The organism is Salinispora oceanensis, assembly GCF_000383575.1.
In the GTDB taxonomy this organism is placed as follows: Bacteria; Actinomycetota; Actinomycetes; order Mycobacteriales; family Micromonosporaceae; genus Micromonospora; species Micromonospora oceanensis.
The window spans coordinates 3319333-3344381 of sequence record NZ_KB911579.1 but is presented as its reverse complement, the minus strand read 5'-3'; the positions used below and the strand labels follow the sequence as shown (position 1 = coordinate 3344381).

Sequence of the window (25049 nt, the reverse complement as noted above, 5' to 3'; positions counted from 1 at the left end):
AACTGTGGCCGGTTGGCTGGCCGTAACACCGGGGGCCGCCTGGGCGGCCGTCCGCCTGCTCGGCCTCGACCACGGGCCCCTCGTCCAGCTGCTGGCCTTCACCCCGTACGCCGCCGCGGCCAGCCTGCTGCCCCTGATCCTGCTCCTCGCGTTGCGCCGCTGGCGGCCGGCGGTGGTGGCGGCGGTGACGACGGTGGCGCTGGTCGCCGTGGTGGCACCGCGGACATTCGCATCCACCCCGCCGGCCGTCACCGGCCCGCCGGTACGGCTGCTGACCGCCAACCTGCTGGCCGGCGCCGCCGACGCCGAGGCACTGGTTGACCTCGTCCGCCGGCACTCGGTGGAGGTCTTGGCCGTACAGGAGTTCACCCCGGCCACCGCGGCCGAGTTGGACCGGTTGGGGCTCGACCAGCTCCTGCCGTACCGGGAGCTACACCCCGTTGAGGGGACCCCCGGCTCCGGGCTGTACGCGCGCTACCCGATCAGCGCGGGCGGCGTCCGGCAGAACAGCAACGGCTGGGGCTTCCGCCAGGCCTACGGAACCATCCTCGTCCCGGCGGCACCGCCGGTCCAGGTCGAGTCGGTACACCCCTCCGCCCCGTACGCGCTCGACCAGGTCGGAAACTGGCGCCGGGACCTCGCCGCCCAACCCCCCGCCACCCCGGACGGACAGCTCCGCATCCTCGCCGGGGACTTCAACGCCACCCTCGACCACGCCCCGCTGCGCGCCCTGCTGGACACCGGGTACGTGGACGCGGCGGATGCTGCCGGGACCGGGCTCACCGGCACCTGGGGGCCGTACGACGGGGACCTGATTCCACCGGTCACCATCGACCACGTACTGGTGGACCGGCGGATCGCGGTCCGGTCCACCACGGTGTACGGGATCCCGGGCAGCGACCACCGCGCGGTCTTCACCGAGCTTCGTCTCCCGCCGGCCGGTTGAACCCGGATCGTCCGCCCCGCGCCTGGTCCAGCCCGTAGGTCAGGGCGTCAACCAGCGCGTCCCAGCTCGCCTCCACCACGTTGGGGTGCACGCCCACCGTGGTCCAGTCCCGACCGGCGCGGTCCGACGTCTCCACCAGCACCCGGGTCACCGCCCCGGTGCCGTGGCTGCCCGCCAGAATCCCCACCTTGTAGTCGGCCAACTCGAAGTCGCGCAGCTCGGGGTAGTGCATGACCAGACCAGTACGCAGCGCCTCGTCGAGCGCGTTGACCGGGCCGTTCCCCTCCGCGGTGGCGATCACCCGCTCGCCGCGTACCCGGACCTTGACGGTCGCCTCGGAGACCACCGCGCCGTCCTCACGGTGCTCGACCAGGATCCGGTAGGACTCAAGCGTGAATGGTCGGGGCGGCGCCGCGTCCGGCAGCTCGGAGCGGACCAGCAGCTCGAACGAGGCGTCGGCGGCCTCGAACGACCAGCCCTCGGCCTCCAGTTCCTTGACCCGCTTGGCGACCCGGTCCAGCGTCTCCGGGTGGTCGGCCAGCTCGAGGCCCAACTCCCGGCTCTTGAGTTCGATGCTGGCCCGACCGGCCATCTCGGTGACGAGGATGCGCATCCGGTTCCCCACCAGCTGCGGGTCGATGTGGTTGTAGAACAACGGATCCACCTTGATCGCACTCGCGTGCAGCCCCGCCTTGTGGGCGAAGGCCGCCGCCCCGACGTACGCCTGATGGTCGTCGGGGACGATGGTGGCGAGTTCGGCGATGCCGCGGGACACCCGCACCATCTGCTCCAGACAGCCCTCGGGTAGGACCGGCAGCCCGAGCTTGAGTTGCAGGTTCGCCACCACGGCGAAGAGGTCGGCGTTGCCGGGTCGCTCGCCGTACCCGTTGGCGGTGCCCTGCACGTGCCGCACGCCCGCCTCCACCGCGGCGATGGTGTTGGCGACCGCGCAGGCGGTGTCGTCCTGGGTGTGGATGCCGAGCTGCTCGGCCGAAACCCCGAGCCGGGCGGTGAGGTCGACGATCACGGCGGTGACCTGGGAGGGGAGCATGCCACCGTTGGTGTCACAGAGCACGAACCGCTCGGCGCCGGCGGCGAGTGCGGCCTCCACCACCGACGAGGTGAACCCGGGGTCGTCGCGGTAGCCGTCGAAGAAGTGCTCCCCGTCAACGAAGACCCGCCGCCCCTGCGCCACCAGGTGCGTCACGGTGTCGTGGACCATCGCCAGGTTCTCGTCGGCAGAGGTACGCAGCGCCCGCTGCACGTGCCGCAGGTCGGCCTTGGCGACGAGCGTGACGGCGGGGGTCTCGGCGGCGAGCAGGCTGCGCACCTGCGGGTCGTCGTCAACCTGCCGGCCGGCACGCCGGGTGGCGCCGAAGGCCACCAGCACCGCGTGACGCAGCTCGAGTTCGGTACGAGCCCGGCGGAAGAACTCGGTGTCCTTCGGTACCGCGCCCGGCCACCCACCCTCGATGAAGCCCACCCCGAACTCGTCAAGGAGCCGGGCCACCGCGAGTTTGTCGGCCACCGAATAGCTGAGCCCCTCGCGCTGGGCGCCGTCGCGCAAGGTCGTGTCGTAGACCTGGAAGGTCATTAGGAATCCTCTCTGCGGCAACAAAAAGACCCCCCACGAACGTGGGAGGTCTGCGCGCTCGGCGGACGGGAGGCCGGCGCGCTAGCTGCCAATAATGCGGACGGTGCGGTTCACGAACTTCACTCTGCCAGCCCTGGGCCCGTCGGGCCGGCCGAATCCGCATTCCGGGACGACTTTCGGAGATCGTCGGCGTCGACCCACCCAAACTACGCGCCGCGCACGAACGGCCTTCCCCGCTGCTTCCGGGGTGGCAGCACTGCAGCATTCTCCCCGTGGTCAGCGCGGCGGTGGTGGTGACGGTGTACCCAGCTCGACACCGGGTACCACCCCCCGCGGAGGCCCGACGCCGACCGGAGTGCCCAGGGATGGAAGGAGACGCCATGGCACAGCGCGACCCGCATCCGGCCCGCCCGACGCCGAGTCCGCTTGGCACCGGCGGCCCGAGCAGCACCCCCGACGGCTCGCCCGGCAGCGCCTTCGAACCGTGGCGCTACCGCGCCGAAACCCCCACCGACATCGACCTGGCTGGCTACCACGTCGAGGCGAGCGACGGTGGAATCGGGAAGGTGGACCAGGCCAGCTACGTGGTCAACTCCAGCTACCTCGTGGTGGACACCGGCCCGTGGCTATTCGGTCGCCGGGTCATGCTCCCCGCCGGCACCATCAGCCACGTTGACCACAACACCCGGAAGGTCCATATTGACCGGAGCAAAGACCAGATCAGGGCCGCGCCGGAGTACGACGAGACCGCGGACACCGATCCGGCGTACCGGGACCGGCTCGGTGGCTACTACGGCGACACGTACGCCGCCATCCCACCGGGCACCGCGCGCGAGCGATGATCGGTAGGACCACCGACGCCGGGTCATACCGCTACCGTGTCAGCGTGGATCCCCTTGACGTAACTCAATTTGACAGTCTGTTCAACTTTCGCGACGTCGGTGGGCCCACCGGCCACGACGGACGCATCGTCCGAAGTGGCCGGCTGTTCCGCTCGGACACCCCGCACCGGCTGGCTGGCGCCGACCGGACGGCGTTCGCCGCGTTCGGCGTCCGCACCGTGCTCGACCTACGCCGGCCGTACGAGGTGGACCGGGATGGCCGGATCCCGGACTTCGCGGGGCTGACCTGGCGGCACATCCACCCGGAGCACGCCGATTGGGCCGAAAACCCTTACCAGCCCGGTGCCGACCTCGCCCGCTACCTCGCCGACCGGTACGCCGACCTGGCCGCGACCGGCACCGCCGGCCTGGCCGCCGCGATCGGGCTGATCGCGGACGAGACCAACGCCCCACTTTTGGTGCATTGCGTCGCCGGCAAGGACCGAACCGGCATCGTCTGTGGTCTCACCCTGGCCGTACTGGGCGTCTCCGACGCTGACATCGCCGCCGACTACGCGTTGAGCACCGCGGGCGGCGAGCGTTTCCGGGCCTGGTTCGCCACGACGGGCAAGACGTTGCACCCGTCGCTGCCGCCGCTGCGCTGCCCCGAGGAGGCGATGTTGCTGTTCCTCACCGAGCTGCGCGACCGCTACGGCACGGTCGAGGGCTACCTGCGCCACGCGGGCGTCACCGACGCCCAGGTGGCCGCGCTCCGCGACCACCTGCTGGCGTAACCGCAGCCCTCAGAGCACGTGGTGGACCCAGTTCTGCGGATCCGTGGCCTTGCCCCGCTGGATGTCGACGAGTTGCTGGCGCAGGGCCATGGTGACCGGTCCGGGTTCACCGCCACCGATCCGGAACTCACCATCGGGAGAGCGGACCGTGCCGACCGGATTGATCACCGCAGCCGTGCCGCAGGCGAAGACCTCGCGCAGTCGACCGCTCGCCGCGTCGGCCTGCCAGTCGGCGAAAGCGATCGGCTGCTCCGCCACCCGGTGACCGGCCGCGGCAGCGAGCGCGAGCACCGACTCCCGGGTGATGCCGGGCAGGATGGTCCCGGTCAGCGGCGGGGTGACCAGAGAGCCGTCGTCGTAGACGAAGAAGAGGTTCATCCCGCCCAGTTCCTCAACGAAGCGGCGTTCCACCGCGTCCAGGAAGACGACCTGGTCGCAGCCGTGCTCGATCGCCTCTGCCTGGGCCACCAGCGAGCTGGCGTAGTTGCCGCCACACTTGGCCGCGCCGGTGCCCCCGGGCGCGGCCCGGGTGTAGTCCGGCGAGGCCCAGACGGTCACCGGCTTCACCCCACCGGAGAAGTACGCACCGACCGGGGACGCGATCACCGCGTAGAGGTATTCGTTGGCGGGCCGCACACCGAGGAAGACCTCGCTGGCGAACATGAACGGCCGCAGGTAGAGGCTGCCGTCCTCCCCCTCGGGAATCCAGTCCCGGTCCACCTCGATCAGCCGGTGCAGCGAGTCGACGAAGGCCTGCTCGGGGAGGGCGGGCATCGCCATCCGCCGGGCGGACGCGGCGAACCGGGCGGCGTTGGCGTACGGCCGGAACATCGTCACGCCGCCGCTGGCGGTGCGGTACGCCTTCATGCCCTCGAAGATTTCCTGGGCGTAGTGCAGGACCGCGGCGGCCGGGTCCATCGGGATCGGCGCCCGTGCCTCGACCCGGGCGTCGTACCAGCCCTTCCCGGCGGCGTAGCGGATAGTAACCATGTGGTCGGTGAAAACCCGCCCGAAGCCGGGGTTGGCCAGCAGCGCGCCCCGGTCCGCCGCGGATACCGGCGCGGAATTCGGACGGATCTCGAACTCGAGCTTGTCACCACCGCTCATCGCACTGACCTCCCTGGAATGGATGACGACGGCATGCGGACCCGCGTGCCGAGCTGGTGCGAGCAAACTTACCCCGAACGGTCGTTCAGCGGGTAGCGGCATCCGGCGCGGCCCGCTCCGACCGGCACCCGGGCCGCAGGGACCGCCGTACGGATGGCTCGCCCCGGCTGCCCACGGACGTTGACCGGGTTGTCGACCGCCTACCCAGCGTGACTGAATACGGGCCGCCCCAGCGGCTCACGGTCAGCCGGCCGCGTGACCTGCCAGCCGGTCGCCGACCTCCGCGGTGCGGATCGGCGCGCCCGGCACCCGCCCGGCCAGCTCTGCCGCCACGGCAGCGGTGATCCGGGACGCCGGCTCGGCGTGACCGAGCTGGTCGAGCAGGAGCGCGGCGGAGAGTACCGCTGCCACCGGGTCGGCCAGACCGCGACCGGCGATGTCCGGCGCGGAGCCGTGCACCGGCTCGAACATCGACGGGTACGCGCGATCCGGATTGATACTGCCGCTGGCCGCGAGCCCGATTCCGCCGGTGACGGCGGCGGCGATGTCGGTGAGGATGTCACCGAAGAGGTTGTCGGTGACCAGCACGTCGTACCGCTGGGGCTGGGTCACCAGGAACATCGCGGCGGCGTCAACATGCTGGTATTCGGTGGTCACGTCCGGGTGCTCGGCGGCGACGTCCGCGAAGGCACGGGCCCAGAGCGAGCCGGCGTGGGTGAGCACGTTGGTCTTGTGCACAAGGGTGACCTTGCGCCGCTCCCGCCGTTCCGCCCGGTGGAACGCGTCTCGGATCACCCGCTCGACCCCGTGCCGGGTGTTCAGGCTCTCCTCGGTGGCGATCTCGGCCGCGGTACCGCGGTGCAGCGCGCCGCCCGCGCCGGCGTACAGCCCTTCGGTGCCTTCGCGGACCACCACCAGGTCGACCTCGCCGGGCTTGACGCCACTGAGGGGACCGCTCGCGCCGGCCCAGAGCCGGGCCGGGCGCAGGTTGACGTACTGGTCGAAGGCGAACCGCAGCCGCAGCAGCAGACCCCGCTCCAGGACGCCGGGCGGGACGCTCGGGTCACCGACCGCACCCAACAGGATGGCGTCGTGCCCAGCCAGCTCCGCGAGGACCGAGTCGGGCAGCACCTCGCCGGTGCGGTGATAACGCGCGGCACCCAGGTCGTACTCGGTGGCCTGCACGTTCGGGACCACCGCATCGATGACCTTGCGGGCCTGCGCGACCACCTCGGGACCGATTCCGTCCCCAGCGACCACCGCGATTCGTGCCACGTCGACTCCCTTGCCTCGCTCGCTCGGCTCCGAGGGTACGCCCAGTCCCGAAAACCGGTACGCACCTTCCACCATTCGGGAAATCGGATGTACAGGAGGCTTCCAGGTGGCATTCATTCAGCGGTGATCTCCGCTGCCTATCCTGATCAGCAGCGGGGGCACGGGCCACAGGCCAGGGGCCCAAACCAACGCCGCGACGCAACGAAGCCGTCGGCCGGGAGGCGGGATGAGAATGAGGATCGATGAACAGCAACGCAGCCGCTGGAGCGGCTCGTCGCGACGCCGCCCGCAGCCGCGTCCGGACCTTCGCCTCGGCGGGCAGCAACGACGGGTCGGCGGAGCGGGTCCGGCGACCGGGGAACGAATCGCCGTCACGCACACCGTCCGGACCACCACCGCCGAGTACACGTTGCTGTTCAACGCACCCGACTGGCTTGGCCGCCGGGGCGTCGGCGCGGCGCTCCGGGACGCGGTCGCGGAGCTACGCGCAATCGACCTGGCCTACGGACCAAACCGACCGGAGAGCCTGGTATCACGGCTACGGCGAGGGGAGATCAGCCCCGAGTCCTACCCGCCGCTGACCGACCTGGTCAACCGTTGCACCGCAATGCGGGCCGCGACCGACGGTTGGTTCGACGCCTGGGCAGTGCCCGGCGGCTTCGACCCGGGAGGGCTCCTCGGCGGGTGGGCGGTAGAACAGGCCGCCGCCCGGCTACGGGCCGCGGGCGTCCACGACTACGCCGTACTCACCGGCGCTGACCTCGTCGTACGTGGGCACGCCGCGCACGGGGGACCGTGGCGGGTCGCCGTACACCACCCCACCAATCGACGCCAGGCACCGCTGGTGTTGGAGATGACCGCCGGGGGGATCGGTACCTCCGGGGTAACCGGACGACGGGGGCACGTGGTGGATCCGCACACCGGGGAACCTGCCGACCAGTTCATCGCCGCCACCGTCGTCGGGCCGGACCTCGCCATCGCCGACGCCTACGCCACCGCGCTCTACGCGGCGGGGCCGGCCGGGTTGTCCTGGTTCCACAGTGAGACGGACTACCGAGTCCTACACGCCCACCGCCGCTGATCGGCGCCCGTCGCGACACCCGCCCCCGCTGGGGCTCACGATCGGCCCCCACGGTCTCGGCAACTACCGTGAGGGCCGGTCAGCGACGATTGCGCGTGGCTCGCGCATCCGAGGGGTGCGGACCAGCCGGGGCCGGACGTCAACCTCGTCACCCGAAGACGGGCCCACATCACGGACTCAGCCAGTAACCGCATCGGTACGCTAGCGAATTGACATAACTCCACGCAAGAGGATCTACTGCAGACCCTCCTGACCGGAGGGTGAGCTGGTTGGGTAGGGCGACTTCGACACGGCGAGCGACAACTGGCACGCTGTCCGCCGTGAGTTTCGATCTAAGCGTGTGGGCTCTGGCCCCCGGGGCGACGCCCGAGGACGTACGTACCGCCGTCCGGCGGTGCCGAGCAGGCCAGCACACCGATCGCCAGCCCGACCCCCGGGTCGTCAGATTCTATCGGGCGATCACCGCCGCGTACCCGGAGCAGGCAGGTCGGGCGGACACCCCCTGGGCGAGGACGCCCCTACACACCGCCGGCGACCACGTCGAGCTGAACCTACATCCCACCTGCGCGGACCAGGTACTGCTGGACATCGAACGGCTAGCCGGCGAACATCAGCTGATGCTCTTTGATGTCCAGGACGGCTCGGTCTATCCACCGCCCCACCACACCGACGGCTGACCGCCTACGCCACGAAGGGCCCGCACCGGGGCGGGCCGAGCCCTCCGTGGCTCGCGGTCACTCCTCCCGCAGGTCGGCAGCGCTGGCCGCGGTCGCACCGACCGACTCGGCGACCGAGGTGAGTAGATCGGCGCCGAGCGCCTGGTCAACGGTGAGGGTCATCAGCGTCTCCCCGCCGGCCTCCCGACGGGCCACCTGCATCGCGGCGATGTTGACGCCGGCCTCGCCGAGGAGGGTGCCGACCGCACCGACCACCCCGGGCCGGTCAGCGTAACGGAGGAAGACAAGAATGCCCTCCGCCCCGATCTCCACGTCGAAACCGTCCACCTCGGTCAGCTTGTTGACGTCCCGGACGCCGGCGACGCTGGTGCCGGAGACACTCACCGTCCGGCCGTCCGGCAGGGCGCCACGGATGGTGACCAACAGCGCCTCCTCGGCCGTCTCGGGCCTGGTCACCAGCGACACCTCGACCCCTCGCTCGGCCGCCAGGTGCGGGGCGTTGACGTAGGTGACCTGCTCCTCCACCACCGAGCTGAAGAGCCCCTTGGTCGCCGCGAGCTTGAGCACCGAGACGTCGTGGCTGACCACCTCGCCCCGCACGTCAACGGTCACGCTCGCGGCGATCCCGCCGGCCACCGCCGTGAAGGCCCGGCCGAGCTTCTCGGCCAGCGGCAGCAGCGGCCGGACATCCTCGGCGACCACGCCGCCGGTCTGCACGTTCACCGCGTCCGGCACGAACTCACCCTGCAACGCCAGCTTCACGCTGCGGGCCACGGCGAGGCCCGCCTTGTCCTGCGCCTCGTGCGTGGAGGCGCCCAGGTGCGGGGTCGCCACCACGTTGTCGAAGGCGAACAGTGGTGACGAGGTGCAGGGCTCCTTGGCGTACACGTCGACGCCGGCCCCAGCCACCCGCCCCTCCGCGATGGCGTCCGCGAGAGCCTGCTCGTCCACGAGGCCACCCCGGGCGGCGTTGACGATCCGCACCCCGGGCTTGACGATCGCCAGCTCCTTCTCCCCGATCAAACCCACTGTCTCCGACGTCTTCGGCAGGTGGATGGAGATGAAGTCGCTCTGGCGCAGCAGCTCATCCAGGCCGACGAGGCGGACGCCGAGCTGCGCCGCCCGCGCCGGCTGGATGTAGGGGTCGTAGGCGATCAGCCGGGTGCCGAACGCGGCGATCCGCTGCGCGAAGAGGACACCAATGCGTCCGAGACCGACCACCCCGACGGTCTTGCCCTGTACCTCCACCCCGGTGTACTTCGACCGCTTCCACTCCCCCACCTTCAACGCCGTGCTGGCGCTGGCGGTGTTCCGCGCGACCGCGAGCAGGAGGGCGACCGCCTGCTCCGCCGCGGAGACGATGTTGGAGGTCGGGGCGTTGACGACCATGACGCCGCGGCTGGTGGCCGCCGGCACCTCGACGTTGTCCAAGCCGACACCCGCCCGGGCGATCACCTTGAGTCGTGGTGCCGCGGCGATCGCCTCGGCGTCGATACGGGTCGCACTGCGGACAAGGACCGCGTCAGCCTCGGAGAGCGCCGAGAGTAGGGCCGGGCGGTCGGTGCCATCCACGTGCCGGACATCGAAGTCGTGGGCGAGCACCTCGATGGCGGCGGGGGCGAGTTCTTCGGCGATCAGTACGACAGGATTCATTGGTCCTCTAAATGTCGTCTATAGCGGTCGGCCGGGCGGCGGGGGCAGCACTGCACCCCGCCGGCAGTCCGGCCATGGCCGTCAGGTGCGGCTGCGCACCTAACAGGGATCGTAGGGGGCCAATCGGCGCTCCGGCGATCAGGGTGAGTGCCCTCACAGCGACCGCCCGGCACGGCCGAGGTACGCATCCACCGGCGGCGCCGGAGCGCAACCGTCGGACGCCCGTGACCCAACGCCGGGGAGGGAGAGCGTCAGGTCACGGGCGTCCGCGGTCCCCGGAAAGCCCTCGCACCAGGGCGCCCGGGAGCCGCTGGATCAGGCGGTCTCGGTGATGGGCCGGTCAACCCAGCTCATCATGGCGCGCAGCTTGCCGCCGGTCTCCTCGATCGGATGTGCCGCGCCCTCCGCCCGCCACTTGGCGAAGTTGGGGCGGCCGGCCTCGTCCTCGGCAACCCACTCCCGGGCGAACTCACCGGACTGAATCTCACCCAGGATCGCGCGCATCCGCTCCTTGACCCGGGAGTCGATGACGCGGGGGCCACGGGAGAGGTCGCCGTACTCGGCAGTGTCCGAAATGCTGTACCGCATCCGAGCGATGCCGCCCTCGTACATGAGGTCCACGATGAGCTTCAGCTCGTGCAGGCACTCGAAGTAGGCCACCTCGGGGGCGTAGCCGGCCTCGGTGAGCACCTCGAAGCCGGTCTGCACCAGCGCCGCCGCACCGCCGCAGAGCACCGCCTGCTCGCCGAAGAGGTCGGTCTCGGTCTCCTCGGTGAAGGTGGTCTTGATCGCGCCGGCCCGGGTGCCACCAATGGCCTTGGCGTACGCCAGGGCCAGACCGAACGCGCTGCCGCTGGCGTCCTGCTCGACGGCGACCAGGCAGGGCACGCCCTTGCCGTCGACGTACTGCCGGCGGACCAGGTGGCCGGGGCCCTTCGGAGCGATCATCGCCACGTCCACATCGGCCGGCGGCGTGATCAGCCCGTACCGGATGTTGAATCCGTGCCCGAACAGGAGCGCCTTGCCGGCGGTGAGGTGCGGCGCGATCGACTCGGTGTAGAGGGCACGCTGGGCGGTGTCCGGCGCGAGGATCATGATGATGTCGGCCTCGGCCGCCGCCTCGGCCGGGGTCTGCACCCGCAGTCCCTGTTCCTCCGCCTTCGGCCGGCTCTTCGAATCGGCGGGCAGACCGATCACCACCGCAACACCGGAGTCGCGCAGCGACAGCGCGTGGGCGTGGCCCTGGCTGCCGTACCCGATCACGGCGACCGTACGGCCCTGAATCAGACCCAGGTCGGCGTCGTCGTCGTAGAACACCTCAACGCTCATGGATTTTCCCTTTCGTACGGCCGCACCCGGCGGCCGATCGGAGATCTGGTGGGTACGGATCAGGCGGCCCGAAGCGCCGGGCCGGCGGTGATGGAGCGGGACCCGCGGCCGATGGCGACCGTGCCGGACTGCACCATCTCCTTGATGCCGAAGGCCTCGAGGTCCCGGAGCAGGGCGGCCAGCTTGTCCGGGGTGCCGGTCGCTTCGACGGTCAGCGTTTCCGGGGCGACGTCAACGACCCGGGCGCGGAACAGGTTCACCGTCTCCAGCACTTGCCCGCGGGCGCTGCGGTCCGCGCGGACCTTCACCAGCAGCAGCTCCCGGGCCACCGACACCTGGGGGTCCAGCTCAACGATCTTGATTATGTTCACCAGCTTGTTGAGCTGCTTGGTGACCTGCTCCAGCGGAGAGGAGTCGGCGTTGACCACGATGGTGATCCGGGAGACGTCCGGATTCTCGGTCTCCCCGACGGCCAGACTGCCGATGTTGAAGCCGCGCCGGGAGAAGAGCCCGGAGACCCGGGCCAGGACGCCGGGCTTGTTCTCCACGAGTACGGAGAGCGTATGCATGGTCACAGTGGTGCCTTCCTCGTCTGGTTCTCCCGACCCCCACGGCGCCCGGTGTGGTGGGCCATGACTACACCTCGTCCTCGTCGAAGACCGGCCGGACACCGCGGGCGAACATGATCTCGTCGTTGCTGGTGCCGGCGGCGACCATCGGCCACACCATGGCGTCCTTGCCGACCACGAAGTCGATGACCACGGGGGCGTCGTTGATGGACATCGCGGTCGCGATCGTCCGGTCGACGTCCTCCGCTGTCTCACAGCGCAGCCCGACGCAGCCGAGCGCCTCGGCGAGCTTGACGAAGTCCGGAATGCGATGCTTGTGGGTACCGAGTTCGGTGTTGGAGTAGCGCTCCCCGTAGAAGAGGGCCTGCCACTGCCGCACCATGCCGAGATTGCCGTTGTTGATCACAGCTATCTTGACCGGAATACCCTCCAGCGCACAGGTCGCCAGCTCCTGGCTGGTCATCTGGAAGCAGCCGTCGCCGTCAATCCCCCAGACCACCGTCTCCGGCCGACCAACCTTGGCCCCCATCGCGGCCGGCACCGCGTACCCCATGGTGCCGAGGCCGCCAGAATTCAACCAGGTACGTGGCTTCTCATACGAAATGAACTGGGAAGCCCACATCTGGTGCTGGCCCACGCCCGCCACGTACACCGCCTCCGGGCCGACAATCTCGCCGAGCCGGCGGAGCACGTACTGCGGAGAGAGCGTGCCGTCGGCCGGATCGTCGTACCCCAGCGGGTAGCGCTTGCGCAGCTCCTGCAGCTGGGACCACCAGTCGTCGAGGTCAGGCCGGTGACCGGCCGACTGCTCGACGGTGACCGCGCCGACCAGTTCGTCGATGACGTGCCGGGCATCCCCCACGATCGGCACGTCCGCGTGCCGATTCTTGCCGATCTCGGCCGGGTCGATGTCGGCGTGCACCACGGCCGCGTCGGGAGCGAACGAGTCCAGCTGGCCGGTCACCCGGTCGTCGAATCTCGCCCCCAGCGCGATGATCAGATCCGCCTTCTGCAGCCCGTAGACCGCGGCGACCGTCCCATGCATACCGGGCATGCCCAGGTGCTGCGGGTGTGAGTCGGGGAACGCCCCGAGCGCCATCAGAGTGGTGACCACCGGAATCCCGGTCAGCTCGGCGAGCTGGCGCAGCCCGTCGGTCGCGCCGGCCTTGAGCACCCCGCCACCGACGTAGAGCACCGGGCGGCGGGCGATGGCCATCAGCCGCGCCGCCTCCCGAATCTGCTTTCCATGCGGATGCAGCGTCGGCCGATAGCCGGGCAGGTCGAGTGTCGGCGGCCAGGCGAAAACGGTCGATGCCTGGAGGACATCCTTGGGGATGTCGACCAGAACCGGGCCCGGGCGGCCGGTCGCGGCGAGGTGGAACGCCTCAGCGAGCACCCGGGGCAACTCCTCGGCGCTCTGGACCAGGAAGTTGTGCTTGGTGATCGGTAGCGTGATGCCCTGGATGTCCGCCTCCTGGAAGGCATCCGTCCCGATCGACGGCCGGGCGACCTGGCCGGTGATCGCCACCAGCGGCACCGAATCCATGTAGGCGTCGGCGATCGGCGTCACCAGGTTGGTCGCACCGGGCCCGGAGGTGGCGACGCAGACGCCGACCCGCCCGGTCGCCTGCGCGTACCCGGTGGCCGCGTGCCCGGCGCCCTGCTCGTGCCGGACCAGGATGTGCCGGACCGTGGAGTCGTACAAGGGGTCGTACGCGGGCAGGATCGCGCCACCGGGAATACCGAAGATGACCTCGACGCCAAGCGCTTCGAGGGATCGCACGAGGGAGCCGGCACCGGAGACCTGGGCGGGGGCGGGGACGGGGGTGCGTACCGCCGGGACGGTCGGCGTGGCCGCCGGGCGGGGCCGGTCAACGTCGCGGGGCGCCTCAACGGCCGCGCGGGCCCGCCGGGCGGAGTTGGCGAGGGTCTCGGGTGTGGGTCTCGTCATGGCGGTTCAGGCCTTCGGCTGGAGGGTGCGGTGGGTTCTGCGGTGGAACGCCGGCGGAGCGCCCGGCGGATCTGACGGCAACAAAAAAGCCCACGTGCGGGATGCACGGGGCCAGCGCACTCTCAGTGGGAGAGTGCGCTCAGGTAAGTACTCGCAGCGACCGGTACGACGACATGCGGACCAGCATGACGCCTCTCAAGCAATGAGTCAACCAGTCCCACATTTTGGTTAACGGATCTGCCGAATCTTTCGCCCGAGACACTCTGACACCCCCAACGCAGTCCCGCTCCGACCCATCCAGCTCCGACCCGTGCCCGGGCAGCCGGTCCCGCTCCGGCCCGGGCTACTCCGGCACCGGCTGCCCGGGCACGGGCAGGGGCGGCAGCCGCCGGGGCGGCGGTGGACCGGAAGCCGGCACGGGCGGCACCGAACTGGCGATCGGCGGGGCGTGCGACGAGGTGGCGGCCTCCAACATCGCCTCCAGGTGCTCGGCCGGCACCCCCCAGCCGAGGAGGGCGCCCTGACCAAAGTGGCAGCCTGCGGCGACCACTTCGGCCAACTCCGCCGGCGTCGTCACACCCTCGGCGATAACCCCGAGGCCCAACTGATGCCCCAGGCGCATGACGATGTCGACCATCGGGGCGAACGCCGGGCCGTCGGCGTCAACCGGACGAACCGGCTCATGCCCGGCGACAAGACTGTGGTCGATCTTGAGGATGTCGAGCGGCAGCCGACGAAGCTGGCCGAGGGAGGAGTAGCCGGCGCCGAAATCGTCCAACGCGATCCGAACCCCGGTACGACGCAACGCGGTCAACCGCCGAATCAGCTCATCCAGGTCCGTGGCGACGGCATGCTCGGTGACCTCCAGCACCAGGCGCTGCGGCGGAACCCGGTGTACGCGCAGCGCCTCGGCGACCTGACCGACGTAGGCCGGGGCGTGTAGCTCTCGAGGCGAGACGTTGACCGACACCCAGACGTCGTGCCCGTCGGCGAGCCAACGGGAGAGCTGGTAGCAGGCCTGGTCCAGCACCCACGCCCCCAGCTTGGCAATCATGCCGCACTCCTCGGCGAGCGGAATGAACTCGTCCGGCCGGACCGCACCCAACTCCGGATGGCGCCACCGGAGCAGGGCCTCGGCGCCGACCGGACGTACCGACGGCAGCGACGCCACCGGCTGGAACACCAGCCGTAGCTCGTCGCGTTCGATTGCGCCCCGCAGCTCGTGCTCCAGCGTGGTCCGCCGGCTCAGCAGCCGGTCGTAGGCGACGTCGTACCGCTCGATCCGATTCTTGCCGCGCTGCTTGGCGTAGCGCAGGGCCAGGTCGGCGTGGCGCAGCAGCAGCTCGACATCGGGTCGGCGGGCCCAACCGGCGATGCCGATACTCGCCGAGAGGAAGACCGGCCCCTCGGGCAGCTCGTACGCGGCCGCCAACGCCCCGAGCAGCCGCTCCCCGATCGGGTCGGTGGCGGCCGGCGGGCCGGGCAGCAGGACAGCGAACTCGTCCCCGCCGAGCCGGGCCGCCAGATCGCCGGGGCGCAGGGGGCCGCGTAGCCGCCGGCCCACCTCGGCCAGGACGGCGTCCCCCGCGTCGTGACCGCGCACATCGTTGACGTTCTTGAACCCATCCAGGTCGAGCAGGAGCAGGTCGCACTGGGTGCCCCGCTCCGCGCAGCGGTGCAGGGCCCGCAGCAGTCCCCGCCGGTTCGCCAGGCCGGTCAGGGCGTCGGTGTGGGCCAACTCCCGGAAGTGCGCCTCCCTCTCGACCAGCCGGCGGGCGTACCGGCGGACATCATGCAGGGTCAGGGACTGCCGGGCAACCAGCACGAAGCCCGCGACGCTGATGGCGGCCACGCCGCTCGGGTCGAAGCGGCCGTCCTGGAGGAAGTGGTACGTCGCCGCACCCGCCATCACCAAGATCGGCAGGACCGCATGCTCACCCTCGCGCCGGGTCGGGTCGATGTCCGACTCGCAGGGGCGATCGAACCCGCGAAGCACCAGCGCCACGGTCAGCAGGCCGGCCACGGCCACCGTCGCGCCACCGAGCGCCAACCCCAACTCCGCCCGGGACAGCCCGGTGGCGATACCGAGCCCACCGAGGGTCGTCGCGGCGGAACCGCTGGCGAGCGCGGCGAGCCGCCGTCGTGGAGACGAGACCCGGAACACCACGACGGTGGCGAGGCCCACGATCAGCGCCGCGCTGACTGTGGCGAGCAGGATCGGCACACCGACCACCGGGGCCGATCCGAGCAGGCGGGTCGGCTCAGCGAGGAGCACCCAGCCCACGAACCAGAGCGCGGTGGCGATGATCAACCCATCCAACGACAGCCGGGTGGCGACCCCGATGCTGGGGGCCATGCCCGGCAGCCGGAGCAGCCCGGCCCCGAAGAGCAGCCCGCTGGTCACCGTGGCCAGGGCGACCAGCTCGGCCCAGCCGGCCGAGGGGTTCGGCTCGGGCTGCCCAGCCGATAACCGACGGGCAGCGCCCACCACCCGGGTGACGGCCGGCTTGTGGATGAGCCCACTCAGCACGGCGGTGCGAAGCTGGCCCGGGGGTGTCAGCACAGCCCAACTCTGCCGGATCCACGCCCGGAGCGGGGGGCCGGGTGTGCATCTGTTGGGACACGTCCCGCGCGGGTGCCGACCGAACCGAGACGGTGCAAGACTGGTACGCATGCCTGAGCTGCGGTCGAGGACCTCCACCCACGGTCGGACGATGGCCGGCGCCCGAGCCCTGTGGCGGGCCACCGGGATGACCGACGACGACTTCGGCAAACCGATCGTCGCCATCGCCAACAGCTTCACCCAGTTCGTACCGGGTCATGTCCACCTCAAGGAGCTCGGTGGCCTGGTGGCCGACGCGGTAGCCGAGGCGGGCGGGGTGGGCCGGGAGTTCAACACCATCGCCGTGGACGACGGCATCGCGATGGGCCACGGCGGCATGCTCTACTCGCTGCCCAGCCGGGAGTTGATCGCCGACGCCGTGGAGTACATGGTCAACGCGCACTGCGCCGACGCCCTGGTCTGCATCTCCAACTGCGACAAGATCACTCCCGGGATGCTGCTGGCCGCCCTGCGGCTGAACATCCCGACCGTCTTCGTCTCTGGTGGTCCGATGGAGGCCGGGAAGACAGTCGCGATCGAAGGAGTCGTGCACTCCAAGATCGACCTGATCGACGCGATGATCGCCGCATCGAACGAGGCAGTCACCGACGACCAGCTCGACGAGATCGAACGCTCGGCCTGCCCCACCTGTGGCTCCTGCTCCGGGATGTTCACCGCCAACTCGATGAACTGCCTCACCGAGGCGATCGGCCTGGCGCTGCCCGGCAACGGGTCGACGCTCGCGACCCACGCCGCCCGCCGGTCACTCTTCGTCGAGGCCGGCCGTACCGTCGTCGAGATCGCCAAGCGCTGGTACGACGGGGACGACGCCACGGTGCTGCCCCGCGCGGTCGCCAACCGTGCCGCCTTCGACAACGCGGTCGCCCTCGACGTCGCGATGGGTGGTTCGACGAACACCATCCTGCACCTGCTCGCCGCCGCCCGCGAGGCCGAGCTGGAGTTTGGGGTGCTGGACATCGACGCCATCTCCCGGCGGGTGCCCTGCCTGGCCAAGGTCGCACCGAACTCCCCCAACTACCACATGGAGGACGTTCACCGGGCGGGCGGAATCCCGGCCATCCTCGGCGAGCTGGACCGGGCCGGTCTCCTCAACCGGGAGGTCCACGCGGTGCACTCCCCCTCGCTTGAGCACTGGCTCGCCGACTGGGACATTCGCGGCGGCGCCGCGACACCGAAGGCGATCGAGCTGTTCCACGCCGCGCCGGGCGGGGTACGCACCACCGAGCCGTTCTCCACCACCAACCGCTGGTCCACGTTGGATACCGATGCGATCAACGGGTGCATCCGGGACCGGGCCCACGCGTACACCGCGGACGGGGGACTGGCGATCCTGCACGGCAACCTGGCACCGGAGGGCTGCGTGGTGAAGACCGCCGGGGTGCCCGAGGAGTGCCTGACCTTCCGCGGCCCGGCCAAGGTCTACGAGTCCCAGGACGACGCGGTCACCGCCATCCTGGCCAAGGAGGTCACCGCGGGGGACGTGGTGGTCATCCGCTACGAGGGCCCCCGGGGCGGGCCCGGCATGCAGGAGATGCTCTACCCCACCTCGTTCCTCAAGGGGCGGGGGCTGGGGCGGGCCTGCGCGCTGCTCACCGACGGCCGGTTCTCCGGCGGCACCTCCGGGTTGTCGGTCGGCCACGTCTCCCCGGAGGCGGCCGCCGGCGGGCTGATCGCCCTGGTCGAATCGGGCGACGAGGTCGTCATCGACATCCCGAACCGAACAATCGAGCTCACCGTACCGGCCGAGGTGTTGGACGCCCGCCGGGTCGCGCAGGAGAAACGAGACCGGCCGTACACGCCGGCGGAGCGGCAGCGCCCCGTCTCGGCGGCGCTGCGCGCGTACGCCGTCATGGCGACCTCCGCCAGCGACGGCGCCTACCGCCGCGTCCCCGAGTAGCCGGAATTCGGGGCGCGGCCTCGCGGACCGCCCCCCGAGGGCCCGGGAACGTCAGCCGACCCTCCGCCTACCGGGCGGACGGGGCGGACCTGGTTGTCGGCCCGGACACCCTTACGGACATGGGCACGGTTCGGCGAGCGGGACCCGCGCTTCACCGTTGGTGGCGGAGGTCTTGTCTTGCCGCTCAGCCCCTGGATCGGTTGGATTCGCGAACCCCGTCACGGCGATTACAACAACAGCGACCAGTCTTACGACCTTCTGAATCGTCACGTCGTCCTCCTCGTCTGCCGGTCGGCAATGCCGCGGCGGAAAGGCCGGAAATCGCATCCGCCGCACCGATAGTTAACTCTACCGCCCACTGGCCGACATTCACATAAATCTACCTATAGAAACGTCCTAGAATTACCTTAATTAACCTTAAGCTGAACCACTCGGCAGTCGATCGAACACTTTACGTAACGCCCCTTTCTCGAATGGTTTCGCACCGCACGCGGCCGCAAACTTAAAGTCACACCCCGTGCCGCGTTCGATGCCAACAGTCCGAGGCCTCCTTCAAGGCCCGCGCCGGGCGGGTCGCGCCCGCCGCGTCGACCAACCCAGGACGAGACCGACCGGACCGACCGGGGCGGTCGACTGCCCCGGGGGACGACAGCGACCACCCCGGCGCACCGCCGGCATCAGCCACCCTTCCCAACGTTGTGGAGCTTTGTCTGTTTTGGGCATGTTTTTCGGGTTCATGTTCTATTGCCCTGTTTGTCGGTTTAGCGTCCGGGGTGGCTGCTACCGCCCGCTCGGTAGCCGAGGAACCCACCCGGGTCAGCTACCACCGGGGTGATGGCTCCTCGTCGTTCACGGGGGAAGGACACCGACACCGCGATGAACCAGCAGGAACACATCCAGACACCCGAACCGGACCGCCCAGGCGGGCACCGGGCGAGGTCACGGCGGCGCTGGTGGGCCGCCGGGCTGGCCGGGGTGACCGGCTTGGCCCTCACCGCCGCCGGCATCACCGTCACCCCGATCGGGGATGCGGTCGGACGCGCCATCAGCAGTAGCGACGACCGGCCCGGGGGACATCGGGGCACCCCCTCCACCGGAGGTGACTACCACGACGAGCGAGCCAAGGGCGACAGAAGCGCCCACGACGGCAGGGGCAAGGAATCGAAGGGCATCCCGGTCCCCTGCGACACGGACAAGCTAATCGCCGCGATCACCCTCGCCAACGCCCGCGGCGGCGCCACCCTCGACCTCGCCAGCAAGTGCACCTACCTACTCACCGCCAACCTCGACGGTAGTGGCCTCCCCGCCATCACCACCCCCATCACCCTCAACGGCGGCAAGCACACCATCATCGAACGCGCCGCCGCCGTCGAACAGTTCAGAATCCTCACCGTCGACGTCGGCGGCGACCTCACCCTCAACCACCTCACCATCACCGGCGGATACGCCGATACCGACGGCGGCGCAATCCTCGTCAACACCGGCGGGGCGCTCACCACCAACCACAGCACCATCACCCGCAATATCGCCAACGGAGACGGCGGCGGCATTTACAGCGCCGGCGTCACCACCGTGCGACACACCACCGTGAGTCGTAATACCGCCATCGCCACCGGGGGCGGTATCGCCAACTCCGGGGGGCGGGTGACTCTGGAGAAAGCAGCGGTGAAGGCAAATACCGCAGGCGCCGTGGGCGGTGTGTTGAGCATCGGTTCCTCCGCCGTCGTGACGATCCGGCACAGCCTGATCGCCGACAACAACTCCGGGGGAGCCGGCGGCCTGCTGATCCTCAACGACGGGATCGGCACAGTCGTCGACAGCACGATCACCGGTAACCGCTCGAGCAATTTTGCCGGGATCCAGGTTGACGGACAGCTCACCCTGAAGCGGGTGAAGATCACCAACAACACCGCTTCCTCCGGGTTTGCCGGTGGCCTCTTCGTCGGCCCCGACTCCACCGCTGTGGTCGAGGATGGCCTTATCCAAGACAACACCGCCCTCTCGAGCTTCGGCGGCGGCGTGTACAACTTCAGCGTGCTGGTGATGCGCAACACGAAGGTCATCGGCAACCAGGCCGAGGAGGGCGGCGGCATCTACAACTCCGGGGGCATGGTGACGCTGTTCAACACGCAGGTGGTGAAGAACATCGCCACGGTCGACGGCGGCGGCATCGTCAACGACGGTGGGACGGTTGACCTGAACACCGCCACCGGCACCGTCGTCATCAAGAACCGGCCCAACAACTGCGTCGGCAACGTTCCCGACTGCCCAGCCTGAACCGGCACCCACACGGGGCTCCGACCCGTCGCCTCTGCGGCGGGTCGGAGCCCCGCACTCTGGGCGGTGCGCAACCGTGCCACCACCGCGGCGCACGGGACCGCCCCGTCCTGACACCGCTGGGGAACAGGTGGGATCATCACAGGGTGAGCAGCTCCGACACCCTCCGATTCCGGCACAACCAGGCCCTGCTGGTAGCCGCGGTGGTCGCCTTCCTCGGCGCCCTCCCCCTGGCCGCCGCCCGGTGGTACCTGTTGCCGGTGCTCCTCGTGCCGCTCCTCCTCGGCGGATGGGCCTGGCGAGCCGGCACCGACGTCACCGCACAGGGGCTGTGCCTACGGGCGCTCGCCGGCCAGTACCGCATCCGCTGGGACCAGATCGTCGAGTTGGGCGCGGACCCAGCTGGCCGGGCGGTCGCTCGGCTCACCGACGGCCGGGCGGTCACGCTGCCCGCCGTCCGCCGGGACGACCTGCCCCGGCTCGTCGCGGTCACCGAGCGGCCCGCACCCGACCCGGCCGGCCTGTCGACTCAGTAGCCCTCCGCCACCACGTTGGTCGGCGACTCGCCCGCGGCGAAGCGGCGAACCTGCTCGCCCACCAGCTCGTACGCCCGCGGGAGCAGGCCCTGAACCGAGCCCGCGACATGCGGGGTGAGCAGCACGTTCGGCATCGCCCACAACGGATTGTCGGCGGGCAGCGGCTCCGGGTCGGTGACGTCCAGTACGGCCGATATCCGGCCGGTGCCCAGCTCGGCGACGAGCGCCTCGGTCTGCGCCACCGGCCCCCGCGCCGCGTTGACCAACAGGGCACCGCCGCGCATCGCCGCGAGAAAGCCCTCGTCAACCAGCCCGCGGGTCTGCTCGGTCAACGGCACCAGCAGCACCACCACATCCGCCTCCGGCAGCAGCCGGGGCAGTTCCGCGACGGCGTGCACGCCGGACCGCGCGGTTCGGGCCACCAGGGTGAGGCCCACCTCGAATGGGGCGAGGCGTGCCTGGAGCGCCGTGCCGATCGAGCCGGCGCCGACGATCAGCACCCGCTTGCCGGCCAGTTCGTTGGTTGGTGCCACCTCGCGGTATGCCCACTCCCGACGGCTCTGCGCCCGGACCAGCGCGGGAAAGGAGCGCAGGTGCGCCAGGATCGCGGCGACGACCCACTCCGAGGTGGCTTGGTCGTGCACTCCCCGCGCATCACAGAGCGTCACGCCCGGCGGCATCCGGCCGGCCCACGCGTCCGCACCGGCGGTCAACAGCTGCACCACTTCCAGATCTGGCAGCTCCCGCAACAGGCCGGCGGTCTCCGCCTCGGCCAGGAACGGTGGGACCCAGAACCGGACGTCGGTCACCGGGGACGGGAGCCGGCCCGGCTCCGCCACCTCCACCGTGACACCCGCCGGCAGGTCACCGAGGAGGGACGTGCCGTGCTCATGGGGGATCCACACCTTCACACCCGCCGACGATAGAGCCTCGGGCCGGCCCGTCCTTTTCCGGGGCCCACACCGGCCCACCGGCCGCTACCCTGGTCCCGGTGAGCGCCCGTCCCGCGCACCTGCGCACCCGCCGCTTTCGGGCTACCCTCGCGGCGTCGTGCGTGGCGCTACTGATCACCACCGGCTGCAGCTTTGGCGAGCCCGGGCCCGACCCGGCCGGCGAACCCCCCACTTTCCCCACCCCGACCAGCACCGGCCTGGGGAGCACCGGGCCGGAGGTGGTTGCCACCGTGTTGGCGAAGGGCCTACGGGTCCCGTGGGGCATCGCCTTCCTCCCCGACGGGGGCGCGCTGGTGACCGAGCGGGACTCCGGCCGAATCCTCCAGGTCGGGCCCGAGTCCGACGCCGACGGACTGCGGGTGACCGTGGTCCAGACCCTCCCCGAGGTGACGGCGGGTGGTGAGGGCGGGCTGATGGGGATCGCCGTCTCCCCGGACTACCAGCGGGACCAGACGGTCTTCGTCTACTACACCGCCGAACAGGACAACCGCATCGCCCGGCTCACCCTCGGGGAGCCGCCGCACCCGATCCTGACCGGCATCCCGAAGGCGCGCACCCACAACGGCGGTGGCCTCGCCTTCGGCCCGGACGGGCAGCTCTACGCCAGCACCGGCGACGCCGGCGACCGGGAGCAGGCGCAGGATGGCAACCGGATCGGTGGAAAGATCTTGCGGATCACCACCGAGGGCGAGCCCGCACCGGACAACCCCTTCCCCGACTCGCCCGTCTGGTCGCTGGGCCACCGCAACGTGCAGGGCTTCACCTGGGCCGCCGATGGTCGGATGTACGCCGTCGAGTTCGGCCAGAACACCTGGGATGAGATCAACGAGATCGAGCGGGGAGGCAACTACGGCTGGCCGGAGGTCGAGGGTCGCTCCGACGACAGCCGATACGTCGACCCGATCGTCTGGTGGCCGCCAGCGGACGCCTCCTGTTCTGGGCTGGCTCGGACCGAGCAGTTCCTCGCGACGGCCTGCCTCCGCGGACAGCGAGTCTGGCTAATCGAGTTGACCGCCACCGGAACGCTCCTCGGCCAACCGCGTGACCTGCTCACCAACCGGTACGGCCGGTTGCGGGCAGTGGCCGCGGCACCGGACGGCTCGCTCTGGGTGAGCACCTCGAACCACGACGGGCGCGGAGCTCCGGTGGCGGAGGACGATCGCCTCCTGCGCCTGGTGTTCGCGGACGGCGAAGCCGGACGAAGCTGACCGCGAGAGCGGGACAAAGTTCACCGCTCCGTCGCGTTGAGCCGACGACGAAGCCGGACAAATCCGACAGCGAGGTCAGATAACGCTGGTCGCTAGGTCAGATAAATCCGGCAACGGGCAACACCCGGCCCAGATTTCCCGAGCCTTTCGACTGGGCGAGTCAGAATTTCAGCATGGACGGTCAGGAGAACGAGCAGCAGGACAGCCGAGGCGGCCAGCCGCCAGGGACGGGCTGGAGCCGACGGTTCCGGCTGCGGCACCGGCCAACCGACGGCCGTTCGACCCACCGGCGGGTGCTGCGCGCCGTCGGGATGACCCTGGCCGTGCTCGCCATAACCGTGGCCGGGGTGTTGATCGGCACCCTGGCCGGCGGCCGGGTCAGCACCGAGGTCGGGCCGTTTCAGGCGGATCTGACGGTAACCCCGACGCTGCACGGCGGCACCACCATCGACATACCGCCGCTCGGCGCGCTGCTGCTCGACAGCCACGACGGCCCGACCAAGCTGACCGTACAGTTCGGCGCTCTCGACCAGGACCGCACCGAGGCGCTGCTGCACGACCCGGAGAGCCTCGACCGGGCCAGCCAGACCGCCGTGGACGACGTCCGCGAGGGCATCCTGCGCCTCGGTGTCCGTACCGTCGCCGCGACGGTGCTGGTCACCCTGCTGCTGGCCCTCCTGGTGTTCCGCGACACCCGCCGTACGGCCTGGGCGGGAGCGCTCGCGCTCGTGATCGTCACCGGCAGCCTGGGCACCGCGGCGGCCACCCTGCGCCCGCAGTCGATCGAAGAGCCCCGCTACGAGGGGCTGCTGGTCAACGCGCCGGCACTCGTCGGTGACGCCCGTCGGATCGCCAACGACTACACCCGCTACGCCGAGCAACTCCAGCGCCTGGTCGGCAATGTCAGCCAGCTCTACACCACCGTCTCGGAGCTGCCGGTCTTCGAGCCGCAGCCCGGAACCACGCGGGTGCTGCACATCTCCGACCTGCACCTGAACCCGGCCGCCTGGCAGGTCATCCAGACCGTGGTGGAGCAGTTCGGGATCGACGTCGTGGTCGACACCGGTGACATCACCGACTGGGGCAGCGAACCGGAGGCGAACTACGTCGACTCGATCGGCCTCCTCCGCAAGCCCTACGTCTACATCCGCGGCAACCACGACTCGGGGGGTACGACCGCAGCGGTCGCCCAGCAGCGCAACGCCATCGTGTTGGACAACACGACCGCCGTCGTCGCCGGGCTGACCTTCGCCGGCATCGGGGACCCGCGCTTCACGCCGGACAAGAGCACCTCACCGGCGGGCAGCAACCTGACCGGGGAGACAGCCGACCAGCTCATCGGCGTCGGTGACCAGTTGGCGGCCACCGCTCGTAGCGCACCACGGCCGGTGGACCTGGCGCTGGTGCACGACCCCGCCTCGGCGGGCCCCCTCTCCGGCACCACCCCGCTGGTACTCGCCGGACACACCCACAACCGCGAGGTGTACCGGCTGCCCCAACAGCCGGACCAAACCCCCACCCTGCTGATGGTGCAGGGCTCGACCGGTGGCGCCGGCCTGCGCGGTCTGGAGGGCGAGGAGCCCACCCCGCTGTCGATGACCGTCCTCTATTTCGACGAGGAGAAGCTGCTCCAGGCGTACGACGACATCACTGTCGGCGGCACCGGCCAAGCCCAGGTGAACCTCGAACGGCACATCGTGGAGGACCCGAAGGCCGGGGCCCCCGCCCCGGTCACCCCCACTCCGACCCGCTGACCGG

At 70.4% G+C, this 25049-nt stretch carries 19 protein-coding genes; 10 read left to right on the top strand and 9 right to left on the bottom strand.

Annotated features, from left to right (window positions below; genetic code table 11):
- Positions 1-4 precede the first annotated feature (4 nt).
- Complete coding sequence (locus SALPAC4_RS0115600; RefSeq protein WP_019871120.1) at positions 5-946, top strand: endonuclease/exonuclease/phosphatase family protein; 942 nt, start codon at positions 5-7, stop codon at positions 944-946.
- Here SALPAC4_RS0115600 and cimA read toward each other — a convergent pair.
- Positions 915-2540: a citramalate synthase gene (gene cimA, locus SALPAC4_RS0115595; protein ID WP_019871119.1), complete on the bottom strand. Its 1626-nt coding sequence runs from the start codon at positions 2538-2540 to the stop codon at positions 915-917. The two genes, SALPAC4_RS0115600 and cimA, sit on opposite strands and share 32 nt — an antisense overlap.
- Before the next feature lie 380 nt (positions 2541-2920).
- Here cimA and SALPAC4_RS0115590 point away from each other — a divergent pair, with 380 nt between their 5' ends.
- Together SALPAC4_RS0115590 and SALPAC4_RS0115585 are read left to right on the top strand one after the other, a co-directional pair.
- Positions 2921-3382: a hypothetical protein gene (locus SALPAC4_RS0115590; RefSeq protein ID WP_019871118.1), complete on the top strand. Its 462-nt coding sequence runs from the start codon at positions 2921-2923 to the stop codon at positions 3380-3382.
- Complete coding sequence (locus SALPAC4_RS0115585; RefSeq protein WP_019871117.1) at positions 3379-4155, top strand: tyrosine-protein phosphatase; 777 nt, start codon at positions 3379-3381, stop codon at positions 4153-4155. Before SALPAC4_RS0115590 ends, SALPAC4_RS0115585 begins: the two co-directional genes overlap by 4 nt.
- Before the next feature lie 9 nt (positions 4156-4164).
- Here the strand turns inward: SALPAC4_RS0115585 and SALPAC4_RS0115580 are convergent, their stop codons facing one another.
- Both SALPAC4_RS0115580 and SALPAC4_RS0115575 read right to left on the bottom strand, forming a co-directional pair.
- Positions 4165-5262, bottom strand: coding sequence for a branched-chain amino acid aminotransferase (locus tag SALPAC4_RS0115580; RefSeq protein WP_019871116.1), 1098 nt, complete (start codon positions 5260-5262; stop codon positions 4165-4167).
- Positions 5263-5505: 243 nt separating this feature from the next.
- A complete protein-coding gene (locus tag SALPAC4_RS0115575; protein WP_027644446.1) occupies positions 5506-6537 on the bottom strand; it encodes a 3-isopropylmalate dehydrogenase in 1032 nt (343 codons plus the stop codon).
- A 226-nt stretch (positions 6538-6763) separates the two neighbouring features.
- On the opposite strand from SALPAC4_RS0115575, the gene SALPAC4_RS0115570 reads away from it, so the two are divergent.
- Positions 6764-7618, top strand: coding sequence for an FAD:protein FMN transferase (locus SALPAC4_RS0115570; RefSeq protein WP_027644447.1), 855 nt, complete (start codon positions 6764-6766; stop codon positions 7616-7618).
- A 320-nt stretch (positions 7619-7938) separates the two neighbouring features.
- Positions 7939-8295 (top strand): hypothetical protein, encoded by a 357-nt coding sequence (locus SALPAC4_RS0115565; RefSeq protein ID WP_018736007.1) that lies wholly within the window; start codon positions 7939-7941, stop codon positions 8293-8295.
- 57 nt (positions 8296-8352) lie between these two features.
- On the opposite strand, the gene serA is transcribed toward SALPAC4_RS0115565, so the two are convergent.
- From serA to SALPAC4_RS0115540, 5 genes are all read right to left on the bottom strand, one after another.
- Positions 8353-9948, bottom strand: a complete 1596-nt coding sequence (serA, locus tag SALPAC4_RS0115560; protein WP_019871113.1) for a phosphoglycerate dehydrogenase — start codon at positions 9946-9948, stop codon at positions 8353-8355.
- A 315-nt stretch (positions 9949-10263) separates the two neighbouring features.
- A complete protein-coding gene (gene ilvC / locus SALPAC4_RS0115555; RefSeq protein ID WP_018729852.1) occupies positions 10264-11277 on the bottom strand; it encodes a ketol-acid reductoisomerase in 1014 nt (337 codons plus the stop codon).
- 59 nt (positions 11278-11336) lie between these two features.
- Positions 11337-11852 carry an acetolactate synthase small subunit gene (gene ilvN / locus SALPAC4_RS0115550; protein ID WP_018218878.1) on the bottom strand — a complete coding sequence of 172 codons (516 nt, stop codon included), beginning with the start codon at positions 11850-11852 and terminating at the stop codon, positions 11337-11339.
- Positions 11853-11913: 61 nt separating this feature from the next.
- Positions 11914-13797 carry an acetolactate synthase large subunit gene (locus tag SALPAC4_RS0115545; protein ID WP_019871111.1) on the bottom strand — a complete coding sequence of 628 codons (1884 nt, stop codon included), beginning with the start codon at positions 13795-13797 and terminating at the stop codon, positions 11914-11916.
- A 343-nt stretch (positions 13798-14140) separates the two neighbouring features.
- A complete protein-coding gene (locus SALPAC4_RS0115540) occupies positions 14141-16360 on the bottom strand; it encodes a putative bifunctional diguanylate cyclase/phosphodiesterase (protein WP_020113515.1) in 2220 nt (739 codons plus the stop codon).
- Positions 16361-16469: 109 nt separating this feature from the next.
- Here SALPAC4_RS0115540 and ilvD point away from each other — a divergent pair, with 109 nt between their 5' ends.
- From ilvD to SALPAC4_RS0115525, 3 genes are all read left to right on the top strand, one after another.
- Positions 16470-18317, top strand: coding sequence for a dihydroxy-acid dehydratase (gene ilvD, locus SALPAC4_RS0115535; protein ID WP_027644448.1), 1848 nt, complete (start codon positions 16470-16472; stop codon positions 18315-18317).
- A gap of 876 nt (positions 18318-19193) precedes the next feature.
- The gene (locus tag SALPAC4_RS0115530; RefSeq protein ID WP_019871108.1) at positions 19194-20594 is read left to right on the top strand and encodes a right-handed parallel beta-helix repeat-containing protein; all 1401 of its coding nucleotides are present in this window, start codon (positions 19194-19196) and stop codon (positions 20592-20594) included.
- Between the two features lie 146 nt (positions 20595-20740).
- Complete coding sequence (locus SALPAC4_RS0115525; protein WP_018736002.1) at positions 20741-21130, top strand: PH domain-containing protein; 390 nt, start codon at positions 20741-20743, stop codon at positions 21128-21130.
- Here SALPAC4_RS0115525 and SALPAC4_RS0115520 read toward each other — a convergent pair.
- Positions 21124-22041 carry a 2-hydroxyacid dehydrogenase gene (locus SALPAC4_RS0115520; RefSeq protein ID WP_019871107.1) on the bottom strand — a complete coding sequence of 306 codons (918 nt, stop codon included), beginning with the start codon at positions 22039-22041 and terminating at the stop codon, positions 21124-21126. The two genes, SALPAC4_RS0115525 and SALPAC4_RS0115520, sit on opposite strands and share 7 nt — an antisense overlap.
- Positions 22042-22121: 80 nt before the next feature.
- Here SALPAC4_RS0115520 and SALPAC4_RS0115515 point away from each other — a divergent pair, with 80 nt between their 5' ends.
- Entirely contained in the window at positions 22122-23291 is a 1170-nt protein-coding gene (locus SALPAC4_RS0115515; protein WP_019871106.1) for a PQQ-dependent sugar dehydrogenase, read from the top strand.
- Between the two features lie 173 nt (positions 23292-23464).
- On the top strand, positions 23465-25045 hold the full coding sequence (locus tag SALPAC4_RS0115510; RefSeq protein ID WP_019871105.1) for a metallophosphoesterase: 1581 nt from the start codon (positions 23465-23467) through the stop codon (positions 25043-25045).
- Positions 25046-25049 lie beyond the last annotated feature (4 nt).